This window comes from Methylorubrum pseudosasae, from assembly GCF_029504475.1.
Taxonomy (GTDB): Bacteria; Pseudomonadota; Alphaproteobacteria; order Rhizobiales; family Beijerinckiaceae; genus Methylobacterium; species Methylobacterium extorquens.
On record NZ_JAQGDU010000002.1, the window covers coordinates 2,214,756 to 2,230,972 of the forward strand.

The 16,217-nt window shown below is 71.5% G+C and carries 15 protein-coding genes; 9 read left to right on the plus strand and 6 right to left on the minus strand.

Annotated features, from left to right (window positions below):
- The first annotated feature begins 122 nt into the window (after nt 1-122).
- A complete protein-coding gene (locus M2437_RS11315; RefSeq protein ID WP_253387457.1) occupies nt 123-509 on the plus strand; it encodes a hypothetical protein in 387 nt (128 codons plus the stop codon).
- Entirely contained in the window at nt 506-1,120 is a 615-nt protein-coding gene (locus M2437_RS11320) for a DUF6036 family nucleotidyltransferase (protein ID WP_253387458.1), read from the plus strand. The genes M2437_RS11315 and M2437_RS11320 overlap by 4 nt, the downstream gene beginning before the upstream one ends.
- Here M2437_RS11320 and M2437_RS11325 read toward each other — a convergent pair.
- Nucleotides 1,104-2,108 (minus strand): polyphosphate kinase 2 family protein, encoded by a 1,005-nt coding sequence (locus M2437_RS11325; RefSeq protein ID WP_253387459.1) that lies wholly within the window; start codon nt 2,106-2,108, stop codon nt 1,104-1,106. The two genes, M2437_RS11320 and M2437_RS11325, sit on opposite strands and share 17 nt — an antisense overlap.
- Before the next feature lie 176 nt (nt 2,109-2,284).
- On the opposite strand from M2437_RS11325, the gene M2437_RS11330 reads away from it, so the two are divergent.
- The gene (locus M2437_RS11330) at nt 2,285-2,881 is read left to right on the plus strand and encodes a histidine phosphatase family protein (RefSeq protein ID WP_015857450.1); all 597 of its coding nucleotides are present in this window, start codon (nt 2,285-2,287) and stop codon (nt 2,879-2,881) included.
- A gap of 81 nt (nt 2,882-2,962) precedes the next feature.
- Here M2437_RS11330 and M2437_RS11335 read toward each other — a convergent pair whose 3' ends face one another.
- Together M2437_RS11335 and M2437_RS11340 are read right to left on the minus strand one after the other, a co-directional pair.
- Complete coding sequence (locus M2437_RS11335) at nt 2,963-3,097, minus strand: hypothetical protein (protein ID WP_003606816.1); 135 nt, start codon at nt 3,095-3,097, stop codon at nt 2,963-2,965.
- A 99-nt stretch (nt 3,098-3,196) separates the two neighbouring features.
- Nucleotides 3,197-4,294 (minus strand): tyrosine recombinase XerC, encoded by a 1,098-nt coding sequence (locus M2437_RS11340; protein ID WP_253387460.1) that lies wholly within the window; start codon nt 4,292-4,294, stop codon nt 3,197-3,199.
- Nucleotides 4,295-4,416: 122 nt separating this feature from the next.
- On the opposite strand from M2437_RS11340, the gene M2437_RS11345 reads away from it, so the two are divergent.
- The gene (locus M2437_RS11345) at nt 4,417-4,812 is read left to right on the plus strand and encodes a VOC family protein (RefSeq protein ID WP_056463798.1); all 396 of its coding nucleotides are present in this window, start codon (nt 4,417-4,419) and stop codon (nt 4,810-4,812) included.
- A gap of 12 nt (nt 4,813-4,824) precedes the next feature.
- Here M2437_RS11345 and M2437_RS11350 read toward each other — a convergent pair whose 3' ends face one another.
- Nucleotides 4,825-5,196, minus strand: coding sequence for a hypothetical protein (locus tag M2437_RS11350; protein WP_253387461.1), 372 nt, complete (start codon nt 5,194-5,196; stop codon nt 4,825-4,827).
- Nucleotides 5,197-5,396: 200 nt separating this feature from the next.
- Between M2437_RS11350 and M2437_RS11355 the strand changes: the two genes are divergently transcribed.
- Nucleotides 5,397-6,122 (plus strand): hypothetical protein, encoded by a 726-nt coding sequence (locus M2437_RS11355; RefSeq protein WP_253387462.1) that lies wholly within the window; start codon nt 5,397-5,399, stop codon nt 6,120-6,122.
- Here M2437_RS11355 and hrpB read toward each other — a convergent pair.
- Complete coding sequence (gene hrpB / locus M2437_RS11360; RefSeq protein ID WP_253387463.1) at nt 6,079-8,568, minus strand: ATP-dependent helicase HrpB; 2,490 nt, start codon at nt 8,566-8,568, stop codon at nt 6,079-6,081. The genes M2437_RS11355 and hrpB overlap by 44 nt on opposite strands.
- A 182-nt stretch (nt 8,569-8,750) precedes the next feature.
- On the opposite strand from hrpB, the gene M2437_RS11365 reads away from it, so the two are divergent.
- The 3 genes from M2437_RS11365 to M2437_RS11375 all read left to right on the plus strand — a co-directional run bounded on the left by M2437_RS11365 (nt 8,751) and on the right by M2437_RS11375 (nt 14,348).
- A complete protein-coding gene (locus M2437_RS11365; RefSeq protein ID WP_253387464.1) occupies nt 8,751-9,068 on the plus strand; it encodes a hypothetical protein in 318 nt (105 codons plus the stop codon).
- A gap of 202 nt (nt 9,069-9,270) precedes the next feature.
- Entirely contained in the window at nt 9,271-12,021 is a 2,751-nt protein-coding gene (mutS, locus tag M2437_RS11370) for a DNA mismatch repair protein MutS (RefSeq protein WP_253387465.1), read from the plus strand.
- Nucleotides 12,022-12,212: 191 nt separating this feature from the next.
- Nucleotides 12,213-14,348 carry a protein-disulfide reductase DsbD family protein gene (locus M2437_RS11375; RefSeq protein ID WP_253387466.1) on the plus strand — a complete coding sequence of 712 codons (2,136 nt, stop codon included), beginning with the start codon at nt 12,213-12,215 and terminating at the stop codon, nt 14,346-14,348.
- 62 nt (nt 14,349-14,410) lie between these two features.
- Here M2437_RS11375 and wrbA read toward each other — a convergent pair whose 3' ends face one another.
- Nucleotides 14,411-15,010, minus strand: coding sequence for an NAD(P)H:quinone oxidoreductase (wrbA, locus tag M2437_RS11380; RefSeq protein WP_003607417.1), 600 nt, complete (start codon nt 15,008-15,010; stop codon nt 14,411-14,413).
- Between the two features lie 200 nt (nt 15,011-15,210).
- Between wrbA and M2437_RS11385 the strand changes: the two genes are divergently transcribed.
- Nucleotides 15,211-16,149, plus strand: a complete 939-nt coding sequence (locus M2437_RS11385) for a LysR family transcriptional regulator (RefSeq protein ID WP_253389616.1) — start codon at nt 15,211-15,213, stop codon at nt 16,147-16,149.
- Nucleotides 16,150-16,217 lie beyond the last annotated feature (68 nt).

The window sequence follows — 16,217 nt, forward strand, 5'->3', positions numbered from 1 at the left end:
GGAGAGCGATTCGGGGAGGGAAACACAGCTTCCGGCCGTTGCTCCCCTTTACCCGCCTTTTTCAACTGGCAGGAAGAGGTTAGCATTCGGGGCGAACCGCTGCCGATTGTCGGAGATGCCGTATGACGGAAGGAGAGCGCTTCGTCGGATCGCTTCCGCGCAAGGCGGATTTCCACGATCGTAACAAGCGCCGGTCCTACGAGCTGACGCGACGGATCGCGGCGCGCCTGATCGACGATCCCGGGCTCGTGGCCAACGGCCGATCCTATCTGGAGCGTCTGGTCCGGCCTGATCCGGCGCAGGCGCACGCCTACACCCTCTGGACCGCCATTCTGGACCAGGACATCAGACAGATCGTGAGCCAGATGCTGGAGGACTCACCGAGAGGTGACCTGCTCCGGGATACGCAGCCCGTCTTTACGGTCATTGCCCCGCAGGACCGGGTCGACATGGTCGAGATGACCGGACTTCATATCCGGTCTGCGGCGAGTCCGGACCGCCGCGCATGATGCGGAGGGATAGGCTCGATCACATCCTGCGCGCGGCGTCGGGGGTGACAGGCCACAACACCTTCGTTCTGGTCGGTTCCTCGGTGATCGTCGTGCGATGCAGGAACATTCCCGGCGACATGCTGATGACGCGGGAGGCGGACGTTTACGTGCCCGACGCAAGCGACATCGAAGCGCTGTCGGATATGATCGATGCAAACATCGGCCAGGGCTCCGCTTTCCATAACCAATACGGATATTATGCCGACGGGGTCTCGCCCGGCACATCGGTGATGCCGACCGATTGGGCGGACCGCGCCCAGCACTACCAAGGCAGCGGATGCCCCGGCGTGACCGCGATCGTCCCTGACGTCGAGGACGTAGCGTTGGCCAAAGTCGTCGCGTGGAGGGAGAAGGACCAGAGCTGGATCCTGTCCGGAGTCCGGGCTGGGTTGTTCTCCCTCGAACGGATGGCCTGCCGCATCGATCGGATGCCCCGTGCCGCCCCCGACCCGGCTGAAATGGTGCGGCAGCTTCGCTGGCTTGCCGCGACGTGCGGGATAGCTTTTTCCCTCCCCGACCTGTTGGCTCACGGTCTCGGCCCGGACACAAAAATCAATCCGGCACCTTGATCCCGTCCAGCCCCTTGCGCGGCTCGGGGAAGCGCGGGTCCATCGCTTCCAGCGTGTCGGCGATGGTGCGCGCGACCATGACGTTGCGGGCCCATTTGCGGTTGGCCGGCACCACGTGCCAGGGGGCGTAGGGCGTCGAGCAGCGGGCGAGCGCGTCGTTGAAGGCGGTCTGGTAGGCGTCCCAGCTCTTGCGCTCCACGAGGTCGGCCGGGTCGAACTTCCAGTGCTTCTCCGGATCGGCGAGGCGGGCCTCCAGGCGCTCCTTCTGCTCGTCCTTGGAGATGTGCAGGAAGAACTTGAGGATCACCGTGCCCGAGAGCGTCAGCAGCCGCTCGAAATCGTTGATGATCCCGTAGCGCTCGCGCCAGGTCTCCTCCGGCACAAGGCCCTTCACCCGCACCACGAGCACGTCCTCGTAATGGCTGCGATTGAACACGCCGATCAGGCCGCGGCCGGGCGTGCGCACGTGGTAGCGCCAGAGGAAATCCTGATCGAGTTCCTCCGTGCTCGGCACCTTGAACGACCAGACCCGGCAGCCCTGCGGGTTCACCCCCTCCAGCACGTTGCGGATGGTCCCGTCCTTGCCGCCGGTATCGATCGCCTGGAACACTACGAGCAGGGAGCGGCGATGCTCGGCGTAGAGCTTCTCCTGCAGCGCCCGGATGCGCACGCGCTGCGCGTCGAGTTCGGCCTTGGCTGCCGCCTTCTCGAGACCGCCGGTGGCGTCGGGATCGATCGCGGCGAGGTTGACGCTCTGGCCGGGTTCGACCGTGACGATGCCGGGCGCGGCCGGCGGCAGGACCGGGTGGAGGTGCGGGGACAGACTCGGCGCGGTGCCCGTGCCCGCGATCGCCGCGCGGGCCCAGCCGGCGAAGGAAGGCGGATGGTCGGGCCACGCGGCCTGCGGTTGTGCTTCCGTCGTTTTGTCGCTCTCGAGGCTTTTTTCACTCCCGGCGCTCTTGCCGTCCTTGCCGTTCTTGCGCGCCATGCCGAAGATTACCTGCTCACGAACCGATTGCGAGGCCGCCATCGCGGACCCGCAAGGAAGGGATAAGCTTGGAGCCCCAACAGATGCGCCGCCTTCGCCGTTCCCGATCCGGCGCGTCGGGGTCTTCAAGGGCCAAGGTCTTTAAGGGGATGCGCCGGTCGCGTCGGAGCCGCCGCATGAGCGGAGTGCCGACGATCTGGTTCGTGCGCCACGGCCAGACCGACTGGAATGCGGAGGGGCGCCTTCAGGGCCACCGCGATACCGATCTCAACGCCAACGGGCTCGCCCACGCGGCGGAGGCGGCGGCGCGCCTGCGCCGGATCGCCGGAGCGGAACTGCCCACCGCCGACTACGTCGCGAGCCCGCTCACCCGCACCCGTCGGACGATGGAGATCCTGCGCACCGGCATCGGCCTGCCCGCGGGGGGCTACCGGGCCGATATGCGGCTGCGGGAGATCGGCTTCGGCGCCTGGGAGGGCCGGACCTGGGCCGAGATCCGGCGGCGCGATCCCGCAGGCGCCGCCGCGCGCGACCGCGACCGCTGGGGCTACCAGCCGCGCGGGGAGGGGGCGGAGAGCTACGCGATGGTCGAGGCGCGGGTGGAGGAAGTGGTGGCCGAGCTACGGCGCCCGACCGTGATGGTCGCCCATGGCGGCGTCGCCCGGGCGCTGCTGGTCGTCGCCGGCCATCTCGACATCTACGCCGCCCCGCGGCTTGGCATCCGCCAGGGCAGCATTCTCGTCATCGAACCCGGCGGCTGGCGCTGGGCTTGAGGGATTACTTTCGGGGGACAGCGCTCGAGGGGCCGTGCGGGCCGGTCGAGCGCTTCCCCTGAAGGGGTCGTCCGAGCCCGGTCAGGCCCGTGCGGCGCGGCCGCGGGCGAGCAGGCGCACGGCGGTGACGGGGAGGAGGAGCGTCTTCACCGTGGCCGTGACGGCCAGGACGGCGAGGACCGGCAGGATCGCGAGACAGATTCCGCTCACGCGCATCGGACACTCCTTGGGGCTGCTGAAACGGCGGCTTGCGACCGCTTGGTTGATGACAATCCGCCACTCAATCGCGGCAAGACCAAGGTGAACGGAGCAAACTCACGCATTTCTACGCTCCACCGGCCTGTCCTGCCGGACAGCATAGCCGGATCGGGCGCTCGTGCCTTGCTCTGCATCAACGGTTTCGGAACGCGGTGACGGCGGTTCCGAGGGCGGCAGCCGCCGGGCGCGGGGATGGGCGTCCTCGAAGGCGCTCATCAGGCGGGCGGCATCGACCTTGGTGTAGATCTGCGTGGTCGAGAGCGAGGCGTGGCCGAGCAATTCCTGGATCGCCCGCAGTTCGCCCCGGCGGGCGAGCAGATGGGTTGCGAAGGAGTGTCGCAGGGCGTGCGGGGTCGCGCTCTCGGGCAGGCCGAGCGCGCCGCGGAGCGCGGAAACCGCGTACTGGACCACCCGCGGCGAGAGCGGCCCGCCCTTCACGCCGACGAAGAGCGGCCCCTCCGGATCGAGGGGGTGCGGGCACAGCGACAGGTAGGCGGCCACCGCCTCGGCGACCGCCGGCAGCACCGGCACGGCGCGAACCTTGCCGCCCTTGCCCGTCACCCGCACCTCGTCGATGCCCGGCATCGGCGCGTCGCGGGCAGTGAGCCCCAGCGCCTCCGAGATGCGCAGGCCCGAGCCGTAGAGGAGGGCGATCACCGCCGCGTCGCGGGCGAGCACCCACGGGGCGCGGTCGTCGTCGGGGCGGGTCTCGGGCGCGGTCATCGCCAGCGCGGCGGAGATGGGAAGCGGGCGCGGCAGGCGGCGCTCGACCTTGGGCGAACGGACCGCGCCGAGCGCCGCGACGCTGCCGTGCCCCTCCCGTTCGAGGAAGCGGGCGAAGGAGCGCAAACCCGCCAGCATCCGCATCAGGGAGCGCCCGCCGATCCCCTCGGCCCGGCGCGCGGCCATGAAGGCGCGCAGGTCGCGGGGTTTCAGGGCGATCAGCCCGGCGATGGTGGGTGTGCCGGAGCGAGCGGCGCGATGAATCAGAAACTGGCGCAGGTCGCGCTCGTAGGCCTCGACCGTGTTGGCGGCCATGCGCCGCTCCCGCGCCAGCGCCTCGCGCCAGCCCCGCATCGCCGCGCGCAGGGTGGCGTCGCCCGGCGGCAGCGGGGCTTCGGGATCGACGGCGGTGAGGGACGCGGTGCGCATCATTGCCGGCAGCAAGCACCCGGTAAGGTTGACGAAGGGTAAACGGCAAAAACCCTTTCCGCCCGGCCGGACTGCGCCAGATGGGCGCTCATCCACACAACATCCGTACCGGGGAGAGAGGGCCGATGGCCAAGCCTGTCCACACCATGATCCGCGTCCGCGACGAGGCGCGCTCGCGCGACTACTATGCCCGCGCCTTCGGCTTGGAGCCGGCCGACCGGTTCGACTTTCCGGACTTCACGCTGCTCTACCTGCGCGACCCGTCCTCGCCGTTCGAACTTGAACTGACGGTCAACAAGGACCGCGCCGAGCCGTACAATCTCGGCGACGGCTACGGTCACCTCGCCTTCGTGGTGGAGGATGCCGAGGCCGAGCACGCCCGCTTCGAGCGCGAGGGGCTTCCGGCCACACCGGTCAAAACCCTCAAGCACGGCGACACCGCGCTCGCGACCTTCTTCTTCGCCACCGACCCGGACGGCTACAAGATCGAGGTGATCCAGAAGGGCGGCCGCTTCGCCTGATCTTTGGGGAGTTTACGGCGCCTTCTCCAGGCGCTCGAGCCCGGCCAGCACCTTCTCGCACGCACTCGGAGAGGGTGCCGGCAGGCTCGTCTCCAGGCGCATCGCGTCGTCGAGCGCCAGGGCGTAGCGCTCCTCCGTGAGCGCCCGGCCGACCGCCGCCATCATGCGCTCGCGGCCGGCTCTCAACACACGATCGACCCGCTCGCGCTCCGCGCCGCAGGCGAGCGCCCGGCCCAGAACCTTCCCCTCGCGCTCGCCCTCGACCTGGGGGATCACCAACGGCCGGGCTCCGCCGGCCTCCGGCAGCGTCTGCGCAGGGGCCGCGCCGAGCGTGAGCACGAGCCCGAACAGGGGGAAGAAGACGGAAGCGGCCCCTGATCGCATCGAATCGTTCTCCCTCACGGCTCTTCAGAATAGCACCGCATACCGCCCGATCCGGCGATCGCGCCGAACGCGACAGGTCGCGTGCGTTCCCTCACGCTCTCGGGAGCGAATCTCGTCCACGGTCAAGCCGGAAACGACAGGGGGCGACAATGGGTCTTTCCGGAGGTCCTGCCGGCAGCGCGGCGGCGACGGACACCAGCATGATCGGGCGAGGCCGCGGCCCTGCCCCGTCGCGCATCCCCTTGAGCCTCAAGCTCGCCTATTCGGCCTTCATGGCGGTGCTGCTCCCGGTCTATCTCACCCATTACGGGCCGACGAACTTCCTGTACTTCTGCGACATCGCCCTAATCCTGACCCTCGTCGGCATCTGGGCGGAGAGCGCGCTTCTCGTCTCGATCTGCGCCGCCGGCATCCTCGCGCCGCAACTGCTCTGGGCCGTCGATTTCCTGGCGCAGGCCGCGGGCACTCCGCTCACCGGCATGACCGCCTACATGTTCAACGCGGAGACCTCGCCGTTCCTGCGCGGCCTGTCGCTGTTCCACGGCTGGCTGCCGTTCCTGCTGGTGTTCCTCGTCTGGCGGCTCGGCTACGACCGGCGTGCCTGGGGCGCGTGGTCGGCGCTGGCGGTCATCCTCCTGTTCGTCTGCTTCTTCCTGATGCCGCCGCCGCGGCCCGATCCGGGGATGACGCCGGTCAACATCAACTATGTCTGGGGCATGAGCGACACCGTCGCGCAGACATTCCTGCCGGCCTGGGCATGGTTCACGGGTCTCGTCATCGCCATCCCGCTCCTGATCTCCTGGCCGACCCACCGGCTCCTGATCTGGCTGATGCCCCAAGCACCCGTCACGCTGCCCGTCACATCGCCCGTTGCGTCCGCCCTCACGTCCCCTTCGGCTTCACCCGCCGGGTCGGGACCTCGCTGAGCGGGTCTTGCGGCCAGGGGTGGCGAGGATAGCGGCCCCGCATCTCGGAGCGGACCGCGCTCCAGGAGCCGCGCCAGAAGCCCGGCAGGTCGCGGGTGATCTGGATCGGGCGGTGGGCCGGCGAGAGCAGGTGGAGCACCAGCGGCACCCGCCCCCCGCCGAGCGCGGGATGCCGGTCGAGGCCGAACAGCTCCTGCACCCGCACCGCGAGCACCGGTTCGGGGCCCGATTCGTAATCGACCGGGATGCGCGAGCCCGTCGGTACCTCGACATGGCTCGGCGCCTCGGTCTCGAGGCGGGCGCGCAGCGTCCAGGGCAGCAGAACCTGCAGGGCCTGGCCGAGATCGTCGGCGGTGATCGCTGCGAGCGAGGTCCGCCCGACGATGGCCGGGGCCAGCCATTCCTCCACACTCGCCGCCAGAGCCTCGTCGGAGAGGTCGGGCCATTCGCCGCCCTCCGCCCCTCCCTGGGCTCCGTGAAGGAAACGGACACGGGTGCGCCACTGCGCCAGGGCGGGCGTCCAGGGCAGGCGGTCGAGGCCGAGCCCGGCGATGCCGCGGGCCAGCACCCGCGCCGCTTCCAGGTCAGCCGGGACGGGGAGGGTGCGCTCGTCGAGCGTCACGGCACCGAGGCGGCGGCCCTCGCGGGCGCGCAGGGCCCGCGCCTCCTTATCGAAGCTGACGCTGCGCACCGTGCCGATCCGGTCAGCGAACAAGGCGTCGATGGCCTCGGACGCGATGGCCACGGCGGACAGGATCCGCGCGGAGGCCGCCGCGCCCGTGAGGTCGGCCACGACGATGAAGGGCTCACGGGCGAGCGGGCTCACCGGATCGACGAGGCCGGCGCGGCCGTTCGCCATCAGGAAGGCGCCCTCCCGGCCCCGCGCCCGCGCCACCCGGTCGGGATAGGCCAGCGCCAGCAGGGCGCCGGGCTCGGCCATCAGGGGATCGGGCTCGACGGCATCCGCCGCTTTGGCCGCCTGCCGCGCCCAGCCTTCGGCGAGGCGGCGCATGTCGGCGGCCCGGCCGCCGCGGTCGCGGCGGAAGCGGTCGAGGCGCTCGGCGAGATCCACGGCGTCGCCGCCGAGGCCGCGCTCGACCAGCACGGCGGCGAGATCGGCCGCCATGCGGGCCTGACCGGATTCGGCGGCGCGGGCGACCATTCGGGCGAGCCGGGGCGGCAGCGGCAGGCTGCGCAGGGTGTTGCCGGTCTCCGTGAGCCGTCCGTCGGAATCGAGGGCGCCGAGATCGGCCAGCATCGCCCGCGCCTCGGCCAGGGCCGGCGCGGGCGGCGGATCGAGGAAGGACAGGGCGGTGGGGTCGGTGACGCCCCAGGCGGCGCAGTCGAGGGTCAGCCCGGCCAGATCCGCCGAGAGGATCTCGGGTCGGGCGAAGGGTTCGAGCGCCGCGGTCGCCGCCTCGGGCCAGAGCCGCCAGCAGACACCCGGCTCGGTGCGGCCGGCGCGGCCCCGGCGCTGATCGACCGAGGCGCGCGAGGCCCGCGCGGTGACGAGCCGGGTCATGCCGTTGCCGGGCTCGTAGAGCGGCACGCGGGCGAGCCCCGAATCGACGACGATGCGCACGCCCTGGATCGTCAGCGAGGTCTCGGCAATCGAGGTCGCCAGCACCACCTTGCGCCGCCCCGGGGGTGCAGGGGCCACCGCCCGATCCTGCTCGCCCTGGGTGAGGGCGCCATAGAGGGGCGCGAGGTCGGTGTCGTCCGGCAGCCGCCCCTCCAGCCGCTCGGCGGTGCGCCGGATCTCTGCCTGCCCCGGCAGGAAGGCGAGCACCGAGCCGGGATCGGCCCGCAGCGCCCGCAGGATCGCGGCGGCCATCGCGTCCTCGATGCGCTGGTTCGGGTCGCGGTCGAGATGGCGCGTCTCGACCGGGTAGGCGCGTCCTTCCGATTCCACCACGGGCGCGTCGCCGAGAAGCCCCGCCACGCGGGCGCCGTCGAGGGTGGCCGACATGACGAGGATGCGCAGATCCTCCCGCAGCGCGCCCTGCGCATCGAGGGCGAAGGCCAGCCCGAGATCGGCATCGAGGGAGCGCTCGTGGAACTCGTCGAACAGCACCGCGCCGATGCCGGTCAGTTCCGGATCGTCGAGGATCATCCGGGTGAACACGCCCTCGGTGACGACCTCGATCCGGGTGCGGGCCGAGATCTTGGAGCCGAGCCGCACGCGCAGACCCACCGTGTCGCCGACCCGCTCGCCGAGGGTGGCGGCCATGCGCTCGGCCGCACCGCGCGCGGCGAGCCGCCGGGGCTCCAGCAGGATGATTTTTTGGGCGCCGAGCCAAGTTTCGTCGAGCAGGGCCAGCGGCACCCGCGTGGTCTTGCCGGCGCCGGGCGGGGCCACGAGCACGGCGGAGGATCGCCCGGACAGGGCCGCGCGCAGGGCGGGAAGGGCGGCCTCGATCGGGAGTGCGGCGACAGGGGAGGACATGGTCCGCGAGGTGCCGCGGTTCGGGCCGGGGCGCAACCATCGCTGCCACCCCGCACCGCTCATCGCCTTCCGCGGCGCCCACGAAAATTTGTTAACATATCTTGGGATTCCTTCGGAACGAGCGGCCAAGATGCGACTTGTGGGCTCAGCGTGCGGTCCATGCACGCAACGGAGAGACGACGATGCGCATAGCCCTGACACTCGCAGCCGGCGCGCTGCTCGGCAGCCTCGGTCTGGGAGTGGTGTCGGCCTCCGCCGCCCCTGCCTTGCCGGCCCCCGGCCTGATCGCCGGCCAGCCGGCCGAGACCGTGCGCGACCAGCACCATGACCACTGGCACCGCCCCCACCACAGCGTGCTCGGCCACCACCACTCGACCAAGGCCGAGCGCCATCGCCGCCGCCTGAACACCCACCATCACGGCGACCCGAACGCCCGCAACCCGGAGCGGCCCGGCTACCAGCAGCAGCTCGGCACCACCACGGGCGGCCCGCGCTACTGAGCGCTTCGGCCTCGACGCGACTTGCCTTGACGCGACTTGGGAAGGGGCCCGTCCGGCGCGATGCCGGACGGGCCCTTTTCATTCGCCCGCCGACTCCCGCACCACCGTCGCTTGCGACGGCTGGGGAGAGCGCCCACTTGTCCACGGACTTCACGGTGGCCCGGCGGTGCCCGGCGCAAGCGGGGCTGCTAGCCTCGGCTTCATGTCCAGACCCCAGCGTTCTCAACCCCTCGAACGGCGTGCCCAGGCGGCGGATACGGTGATTTCCTCGCCCCTCGACATCCCCGGCGCCACGCCGATGATGGCGCAGTACATCGAGATCAAGGCCGCCAATCCGGACTGCCTGCTGTTCTACCGGATGGGGGACTTCTACGAGCTGTTCTTCGAGGATGCGGAGATCGCCTCGCGCGCGCTCGGGATCGTCCTGACCAAGCGCGGCAAGCACGGCGGCGCCGACATCCCGATGTGCGGCGTGCCCCTGGAGCGGGCGGACGACTATCTGCACCGGCTGATCGCGCTGGGCCACCGCGTCGCCGTCTGCCAGCAGACCGAGGACGCCGCGGAAGCCAAGAAGCGGGGCCCCAAATCGGTGGTGCGGCGCGAGGTGATCCGCCTCGTCACGCCGGGCACGCTGACCGAGGACCGCCTGCTCGACCCGACGCGGGCCAACCTGCTGCTCGCCATCGGCCGGCGCAAGGTCTCCGACACGAGCGAGGCCTACGGGCTTGCCGCCCTCGACATCTCGACCGGCCGATTCTCGCTGAGCGAGGTGGAGAGCTCGGAACTTGCCGCCGCGATCGCCCGGCACGAGCCGCGGGAGATCGTGCTCTCGGAGGTCATCCACGCCGATCCGGCCCTGGTCAAGCTGTGGCGCGAGACCAAGGCGGCGGTGGTGCCGCTCGCCCAGGGCGAGTTGGAACCCGCTTCGGCCGAGCGGCGCATCCGCGAGCAGTTCGGCGTCAAGACCCTCGACGGGTTCGGGAATTTCAGCCGGGCGGAGATCGCCGCGGCCGGGGCGGCTTTGCTCTATCTTGAGCGCACCCAACTCGGCACCCGCGTGCCGCTCTCGGCGCCGAGCCGGGAGGCGACGGGAGCGACGCTTGCCATCGACGCGGCCACCCGCGCCAACCTCGAACTCACCCGCACCCTCTCGGGCGAGCGCAAGGGCAGCCTGCTCGACGCCATCGACCGCACGGTCTCGGCCGGCGGCGCCCGGCTGCTCGCCGAGCACCTGGCCGGGCCCCTGACGGACCTGACCAAGATCGGACGGCGGCACGACGCCGTCGCGTTCCTGGCCGATGACGGCGCGCTGCGGGCGCATCTGCGCGACGCGCTGCACGCCGCCCCCGACATCGCCCGCGCACTGTCCCGCATCGGCCTGAATCGGGCCGGCCCGCGCGACCTCGCCGCCCTGCGCGACGGGCTCAACGCCGCTGCGACGATCGCTGAGCAGCTTCGCGCGGAAGAAAATTTGCCGGACGGGCTGACCCGCCTCGCCCGCCGCCTCGAAAAAGCCGACCGGGCGCTGGCCGAGGAACTGGCTCGGGCGCTCGCCGACGACCTGCCGCTCAACCGCCGCGACGGCAATTTCGTGCGCGCGGGCTACCACGCCGAGATCGACGAGGCCCGGCTGCTCGGCCAGGACTCGCGAAAGGTCATCGCCGCGCTCCAGGCGCGCTATGCCGAGGCCAGCGGCTGCCGGACGCTCCGGATTAAGCACAACAACGTGCTCGGCTACTACATCGAGGTGCCGCAGGCGGTGGGCGAGGCCTGCCTCAAGGGCCTGATGCAGGATTTCGTGCATCGCCAGACGATGGTCGATGCGATGCGCTTCACCAGCGTCGAACTCGGCGAGCTGGAATCGAAGATCGCGGGCGCCTCCGACCGGGTGCTGGCGCTGGAATCCGCGGTGTTCGATGCCTTGAGCGCGCGGGTGAGCGAGGGGGCGGAGGCGATCGCCGACATCGCCGAGGCGCTGTCGGGCCTCGACGTGGCAGCGAGCCACGCCGAACTCGCGGTCGAACTCGCCTGGACCCGGCCGCTCATCGACGACAGCCTCGCCTTCGCGATTGAGGGCGGGCGCCATCCCGTGGTGGAGGCAGCGCTGACCAAGGCTGGCGAGGCGTTCATCGCCAATGCCTGCGACCTGTCGGGCGACGAGGCCGGGCGCATCCGCCTTGTCACCGGCCCGAACATGGGCGGCAAATCGACCTTCCTGCGCCAAAACGCGCTGATCGCCGTGCTGGCGCAGATGGGCGCCTTCGTGCCGGCGGCCGCCGCCCGGCTCGGCGTGGTCGATCGCCTGTTCTCCCGCGTCGGTGCGGCCGACGACCTCGCGCGCGGCCACTCGACCTTCATGGTCGAGATGGTCGAGACCGCCGCGATCCTCAATCAGGCGACGCGCCGGTCGCTCGTGGTGCTCGACGAGATCGGCCGCGGCACCGCGACCTTCGACGGCCTCTCTATCGCCTGGGCCTGCCTGGAGCACCTGCACGAGAAGAACGGCTGCCGGGCTTTGTTCGCGACCCATTTCCACGAGCTGACGGCGCTGAGCCAACGCCTGCCGCGCCTCGACAACGCGACGCTGAAGGTGGCCGAGGACCGCGGCGACGTGGTGTTCCTGCACGAGGTGGTGCCGGGCGTGGCCGAGCGCTCCTACGGCCTCCAGGTCGCCCGCCTCGCCGGTCTGCCGCCGAGCGTGGTGGCGCGGGCCGGGGCGATCCTGAAAGGTCTGGAAAGCTCCGAGCGCGAGCGCCCCGCCCGCCGCAAGATCGACGACCTGCCGCTCTTCGCCAGCCTCGCCGCCGCACCGCCCCCGCCGCCGGAGCCGGTGAAACCCGAGCCGGACGACCGGCTCGGCCAGTTGATCGACCGCATCGATCCCGATGCGCTGACGCCGCGCGAGGCGCTCGACGCGCTCTACCGGCTGAAGAAGGAGCGGGCTGCGGGGTAAGGGGGACGCGGGCGCGGTTCGAGGCCGCGGGCTCGCGCGGCTCACGGGGCGGAGACGATCTGCTATAAAGCCGCGCTGATGCCAGCCGGCCCGCTCCGGCCCAACCGGCCTCTCCCCTTCGCGGTCGCGGGCTTGCCCGGGGCCGGACGTCCTTGCGGGGAGGGGCACCGGGCCGCTCGGAAAACAGATCGATGCTTCGTCTCCTCCTCGCCCTCCTCCTGACGCTTGCCGCTCCGGGCCTTGCCGGCGCGCAGGGGGCGATGACGGCGGTGAAGGCCAAGGATCTCGTGCGCGCGCGCCTTGTCGCCGAGAGCGAGGCGCTGGTGCCCGGCCGCTCGGTGACGCTCGGCCTGCACATGGCGATGAAGCCGGGCTGGCACGTCTACTGGCGCAATCCTGGCGATTCCGGGCTGCCGCCGGAGATGGCGTGGCGTCTGCCCGAGGGCTTCACGGTCGGCCCGGTGCAATGGCCGGTCCCGGAGCGCATTCCGGTCCAGACCCTGATGAATTTCGGCTACGAGGGCGCCGTCACCCTGCTCGTGCCGCTCGCCGTGCCCGAGAGCGCCCGAGCCGGCGAGACGGTGCGGCTCTCCGGCACGCTCTCCTACCTCGTCTGCCAGGAGATCTGCATTCCGGGCTCGGCGGAGCTGAGCCTCGACTTGCCCGTGGCGGCCTCCGCGGAGCCGGATTCGGGGCAGGCGGCCCTGTTCGCCCGCGCCCGTGCCGCCCTTCCTGAAGCCCTTGCCGAAGCCGCGCCCGGCTCCGTCCGCACGACCCGCGTGGGCGACCGGCTCGTGCTGCATCTCGACCGGCCGGGCCTCGCGGGTGTGACCGGAGCCGCCTTCTTCCCCTATGCCGAGGGCGCGCTCGACAACGCCGCGCCGCAGGATCTCGCCGTCGATGCCGCCGGCCTGCGCCTCACCCTGACGCCGGGCGATGCGGGGCAGCCGCCCGAAGCGCTCGCCGGCGTGCTCGCCCTCACCGAGGACGGCACGCGCAAGGCCTACGCGCTGGGCCCGGAACCCGCCCCCGCGCCGACGGCGGCCGCGACCGTTCCCGCCGCGCCCGAGACGCCGCCCGCCCCGGCGGAAGAGGAGAGCCTGACCCTGTGGAGCGCCGCGGGCCTGGCGCTCGTCGGCGGCCTCCTGCTCAACCTGATGCCCTGCGTCTTCCCGGTCCTTTCGATCAAGGTGCTGAGCCTCGTGCGGCAGGCGGGCGAATCCGCCACCCGCGTGCGGCTGCACGGGCTCGCCTACACGGCGGGCGTGCTCGCGAGCTTCCTCGGGTTGGCCGGGCTGCTGATCGCGCTGAAGGCGGGCGGCGCCGGGATCGGCTGGGGCTTCCAACTCCAGTCGCCAGTGGTGGTGGCGCTGCTGGCCTACGGGCTGTTCGCCATGGGCCTGAGCCTGTCGGGCGCGGTGCATCTCGGCGGCGGCATCGTCGGGCTCGGCGACGGGCTGACCCGGCGGGCGGGCTACCAGGGCTCGTTCTTCACCGGCGTGCTGGCGACGCTGGTCGCGACGCCCTGCACCGCGCCGTTCATGGGCGCGGCGGTGGGCTTCGCGCTGACGCAGTCGCCGCTCGCCGCGCTCACCGTGTTCGCGAGCCTCGGCCTCGGGCTCGCCCTGCCGTTCCTTGGCCTGACGCTGGTCCCGCAGGCGCTGCGCCTGCTGCCGCGGCCCGGCGCCTGGATGGACGTGTTGAAGGGGGCGCTCGCCTTTCCCGTCTACGCCACGGTGGCGTGGCTCGTCTGGGTGCTGGCGCAGCAGGTCGGACCCAACGGGCTGCTCGCGGGGCTCACCGGCCTCGTCCTCGTGGCGCTCGCCGCCTGGGCCTGGGAACGGGCGCGCGGGGCGGGCCGGCTCGGCACCGGCTTTGGCCGGGTGGCGGCCGTCGCGGCGCTCGCGGCGGCGCTCGGCCTCGTCGCCGTCCTCGATGGCGACCGAGCCACGGCGCGCACCGCTTTGGCACAGGGCGAGGAGGCCTTCACGCAGGCCCGTCTCGACGCGCTGAGGGCGGAGGGTCGCACGGTGTTCGTGGACATGACGGCGGCGTGGTGCATCACCTGCCAGGTCAACGAGCGCACGGTGCTGGCCCGCGAGGGCGTGCAGGCAGCGTTCCGGGGGGGCCAAGTGGTGTACCTGAAGGGCGACTGGACCAACCAGAACCCGGAGATCACCCGCCTGTTGGAGCGCCACGGCCGCAGCGGCGTGCCGCTCTACCTCGTCTATCGCGGCCAGGGCGAGGCGCAGGTGCTGCCGCAGATCCTCACCGAGGGGATCGTACTCGCGGCCATCGGGCAGAAGGACGTCGCGGCGGCGCAGTAGGGCTCACGAGCAGTCCCGTTCATCCCCTCTCCCCGCAAGCGGGGAGAGGAGAAATCCGCGCCTCAGCCCGCGAGCTTGGCCGCGATCCCGGCCACGTGGCGGCCCTGGAAGCGGGCACCGTCGAGTTCGACCTCGGAGGGCTGGCGCGAGCCGTCGCCGTCGGCGATCGTGGTGGCGCCGTAGGGGGAATTGCCCTTCACTTGCTCGACGCCGTTCTGCCCCGCGAAGCTGTAGGGCAGGCCCACCACCACCATGCCGTGGTGGAACAGCACCGTGTGGAAGCTCGTCAGCGTGGTCTCCTGGCCGCCGTGCTGCGAGGCGGTCGAGGTGAAGGCCGAGCCGACCTTGCCGACCAGGGCGCCCTTGGCCCACAGGCCGCCGGTCTGGTCGATGAACTGCTTCATCTGCGACGCCATGTTGCCGTAGCGGGTCGGCGTGCCGAAGATGATCGCGTCGTAATCGGCCAGTTCCTCGACGGTGGCGATCGGCGCCTCCTGGTCGAGCTTGTAGTGGAACTGCTTGGCGACCTCGTCCGGCACCAGTTCCGGCACGCGCTTGAGCGCGACCTCGGCCCCGGTCTCGCGGGCGCCCTCGGCCACGGCCTTGGCCATCTGCTCCACATGGCCCCACGACGAGTAGTAGAGCACCAGAACCTTCGCCATCGTCGTCTCTCCTGTTCGCGGGCCCGGCGCATCGCCCCGGAATGGGCTTTCCGCCCTCGGGCGGAGGCGACGCGCTCGTATCGGCCCGAGCGTCGAATGCGCGACTCCTATGAAGGTTCGCGCTGTTTGCAGAAATGCCCTGACGTGCAAGATCATTCTTGCAGATCTGCAAGCGAGAGACGGGGGAGGGCGCGGTGCCGATGGCCTGGGACGAATTCCGCCTCGTGCAGGCCATCGCCGACCGGGGCGCGTTGGCTCCGGCCGCGGCGCATCTCGGCATCAACCCTTCCACCGCCTTCCGCCGCCTCGCAGCAGTCGAGGCGGAACTCGGGGCGCGCCTGTTCGAGCGTCACCGCTCGGGCTACGTGCCGACGCCGGCGGGTGAGGCGATGGCCGCGGCGGCCGCGCGGATGGAGGAGGAGGTCGCCCGCTTCGACCGGGAGGTCGCCGACCGGGCGCAGACGCCCTCGGGGCTTCTGCGCGTCACCGCCGCGGCGACACTGGTCACCGATTTCCTGATGCCGATCCTCGGCCGATTCCGGGCGCGCTACCGACAAGTCCAGATCGAACTCGTCACCTCCGAAGAGGCGCTGAACCTGTCCCGCCGCGATGCGGACGTGGCGTTGCGGGCCACCCACGACCCACCGCCGAACCTCGTCGGGCGCCGGCTCGGCACCATCGCCTGGGCGGTCTACGGGCCTGCGCGCGAGGATGCGGACGGCGAGACAGATGGCGGCGACGCCGACTGGGTCAGCCCGAGCGAGGCGGTGGCCGGCGGCCTCTTCGCGCGCTTCGTCGCCGCCCGCGCCGGGCCGGGGCGGATCGCGCTGCGCCTCAACAGCGTGCAGGGGCTGTGCGAGGCGATCGTGGAGGGCGTCGGCATCGGGCCGCTGCCCTGCTACCGCGGCGACCGGCTCGCATCGCTGAGACGCCTTTCAGGGCCGGAGCCGGAGCTGGCCGGTTCGCTCTGGCTCCTGACCCACCCGGACCTGCGCCACGCGGCGCGGGTGCGCGCCTTCATGGACCATGTCGCCGCCGAGGTCGCGCCGTTGCGCCCGGTCCTGGAAGGGCGCCAAGGGGACGATCCAAGCAGCAGGGTGAGCGCCCAGCTCGAGGCTGTGCCAGGAACGCCGTCCTGAAACGCTCGCCCGGCGCGGCGCCGTTCGCATCGCAGAGACCTGACGCGCCGTCGCGCGAGGGCGCTCAA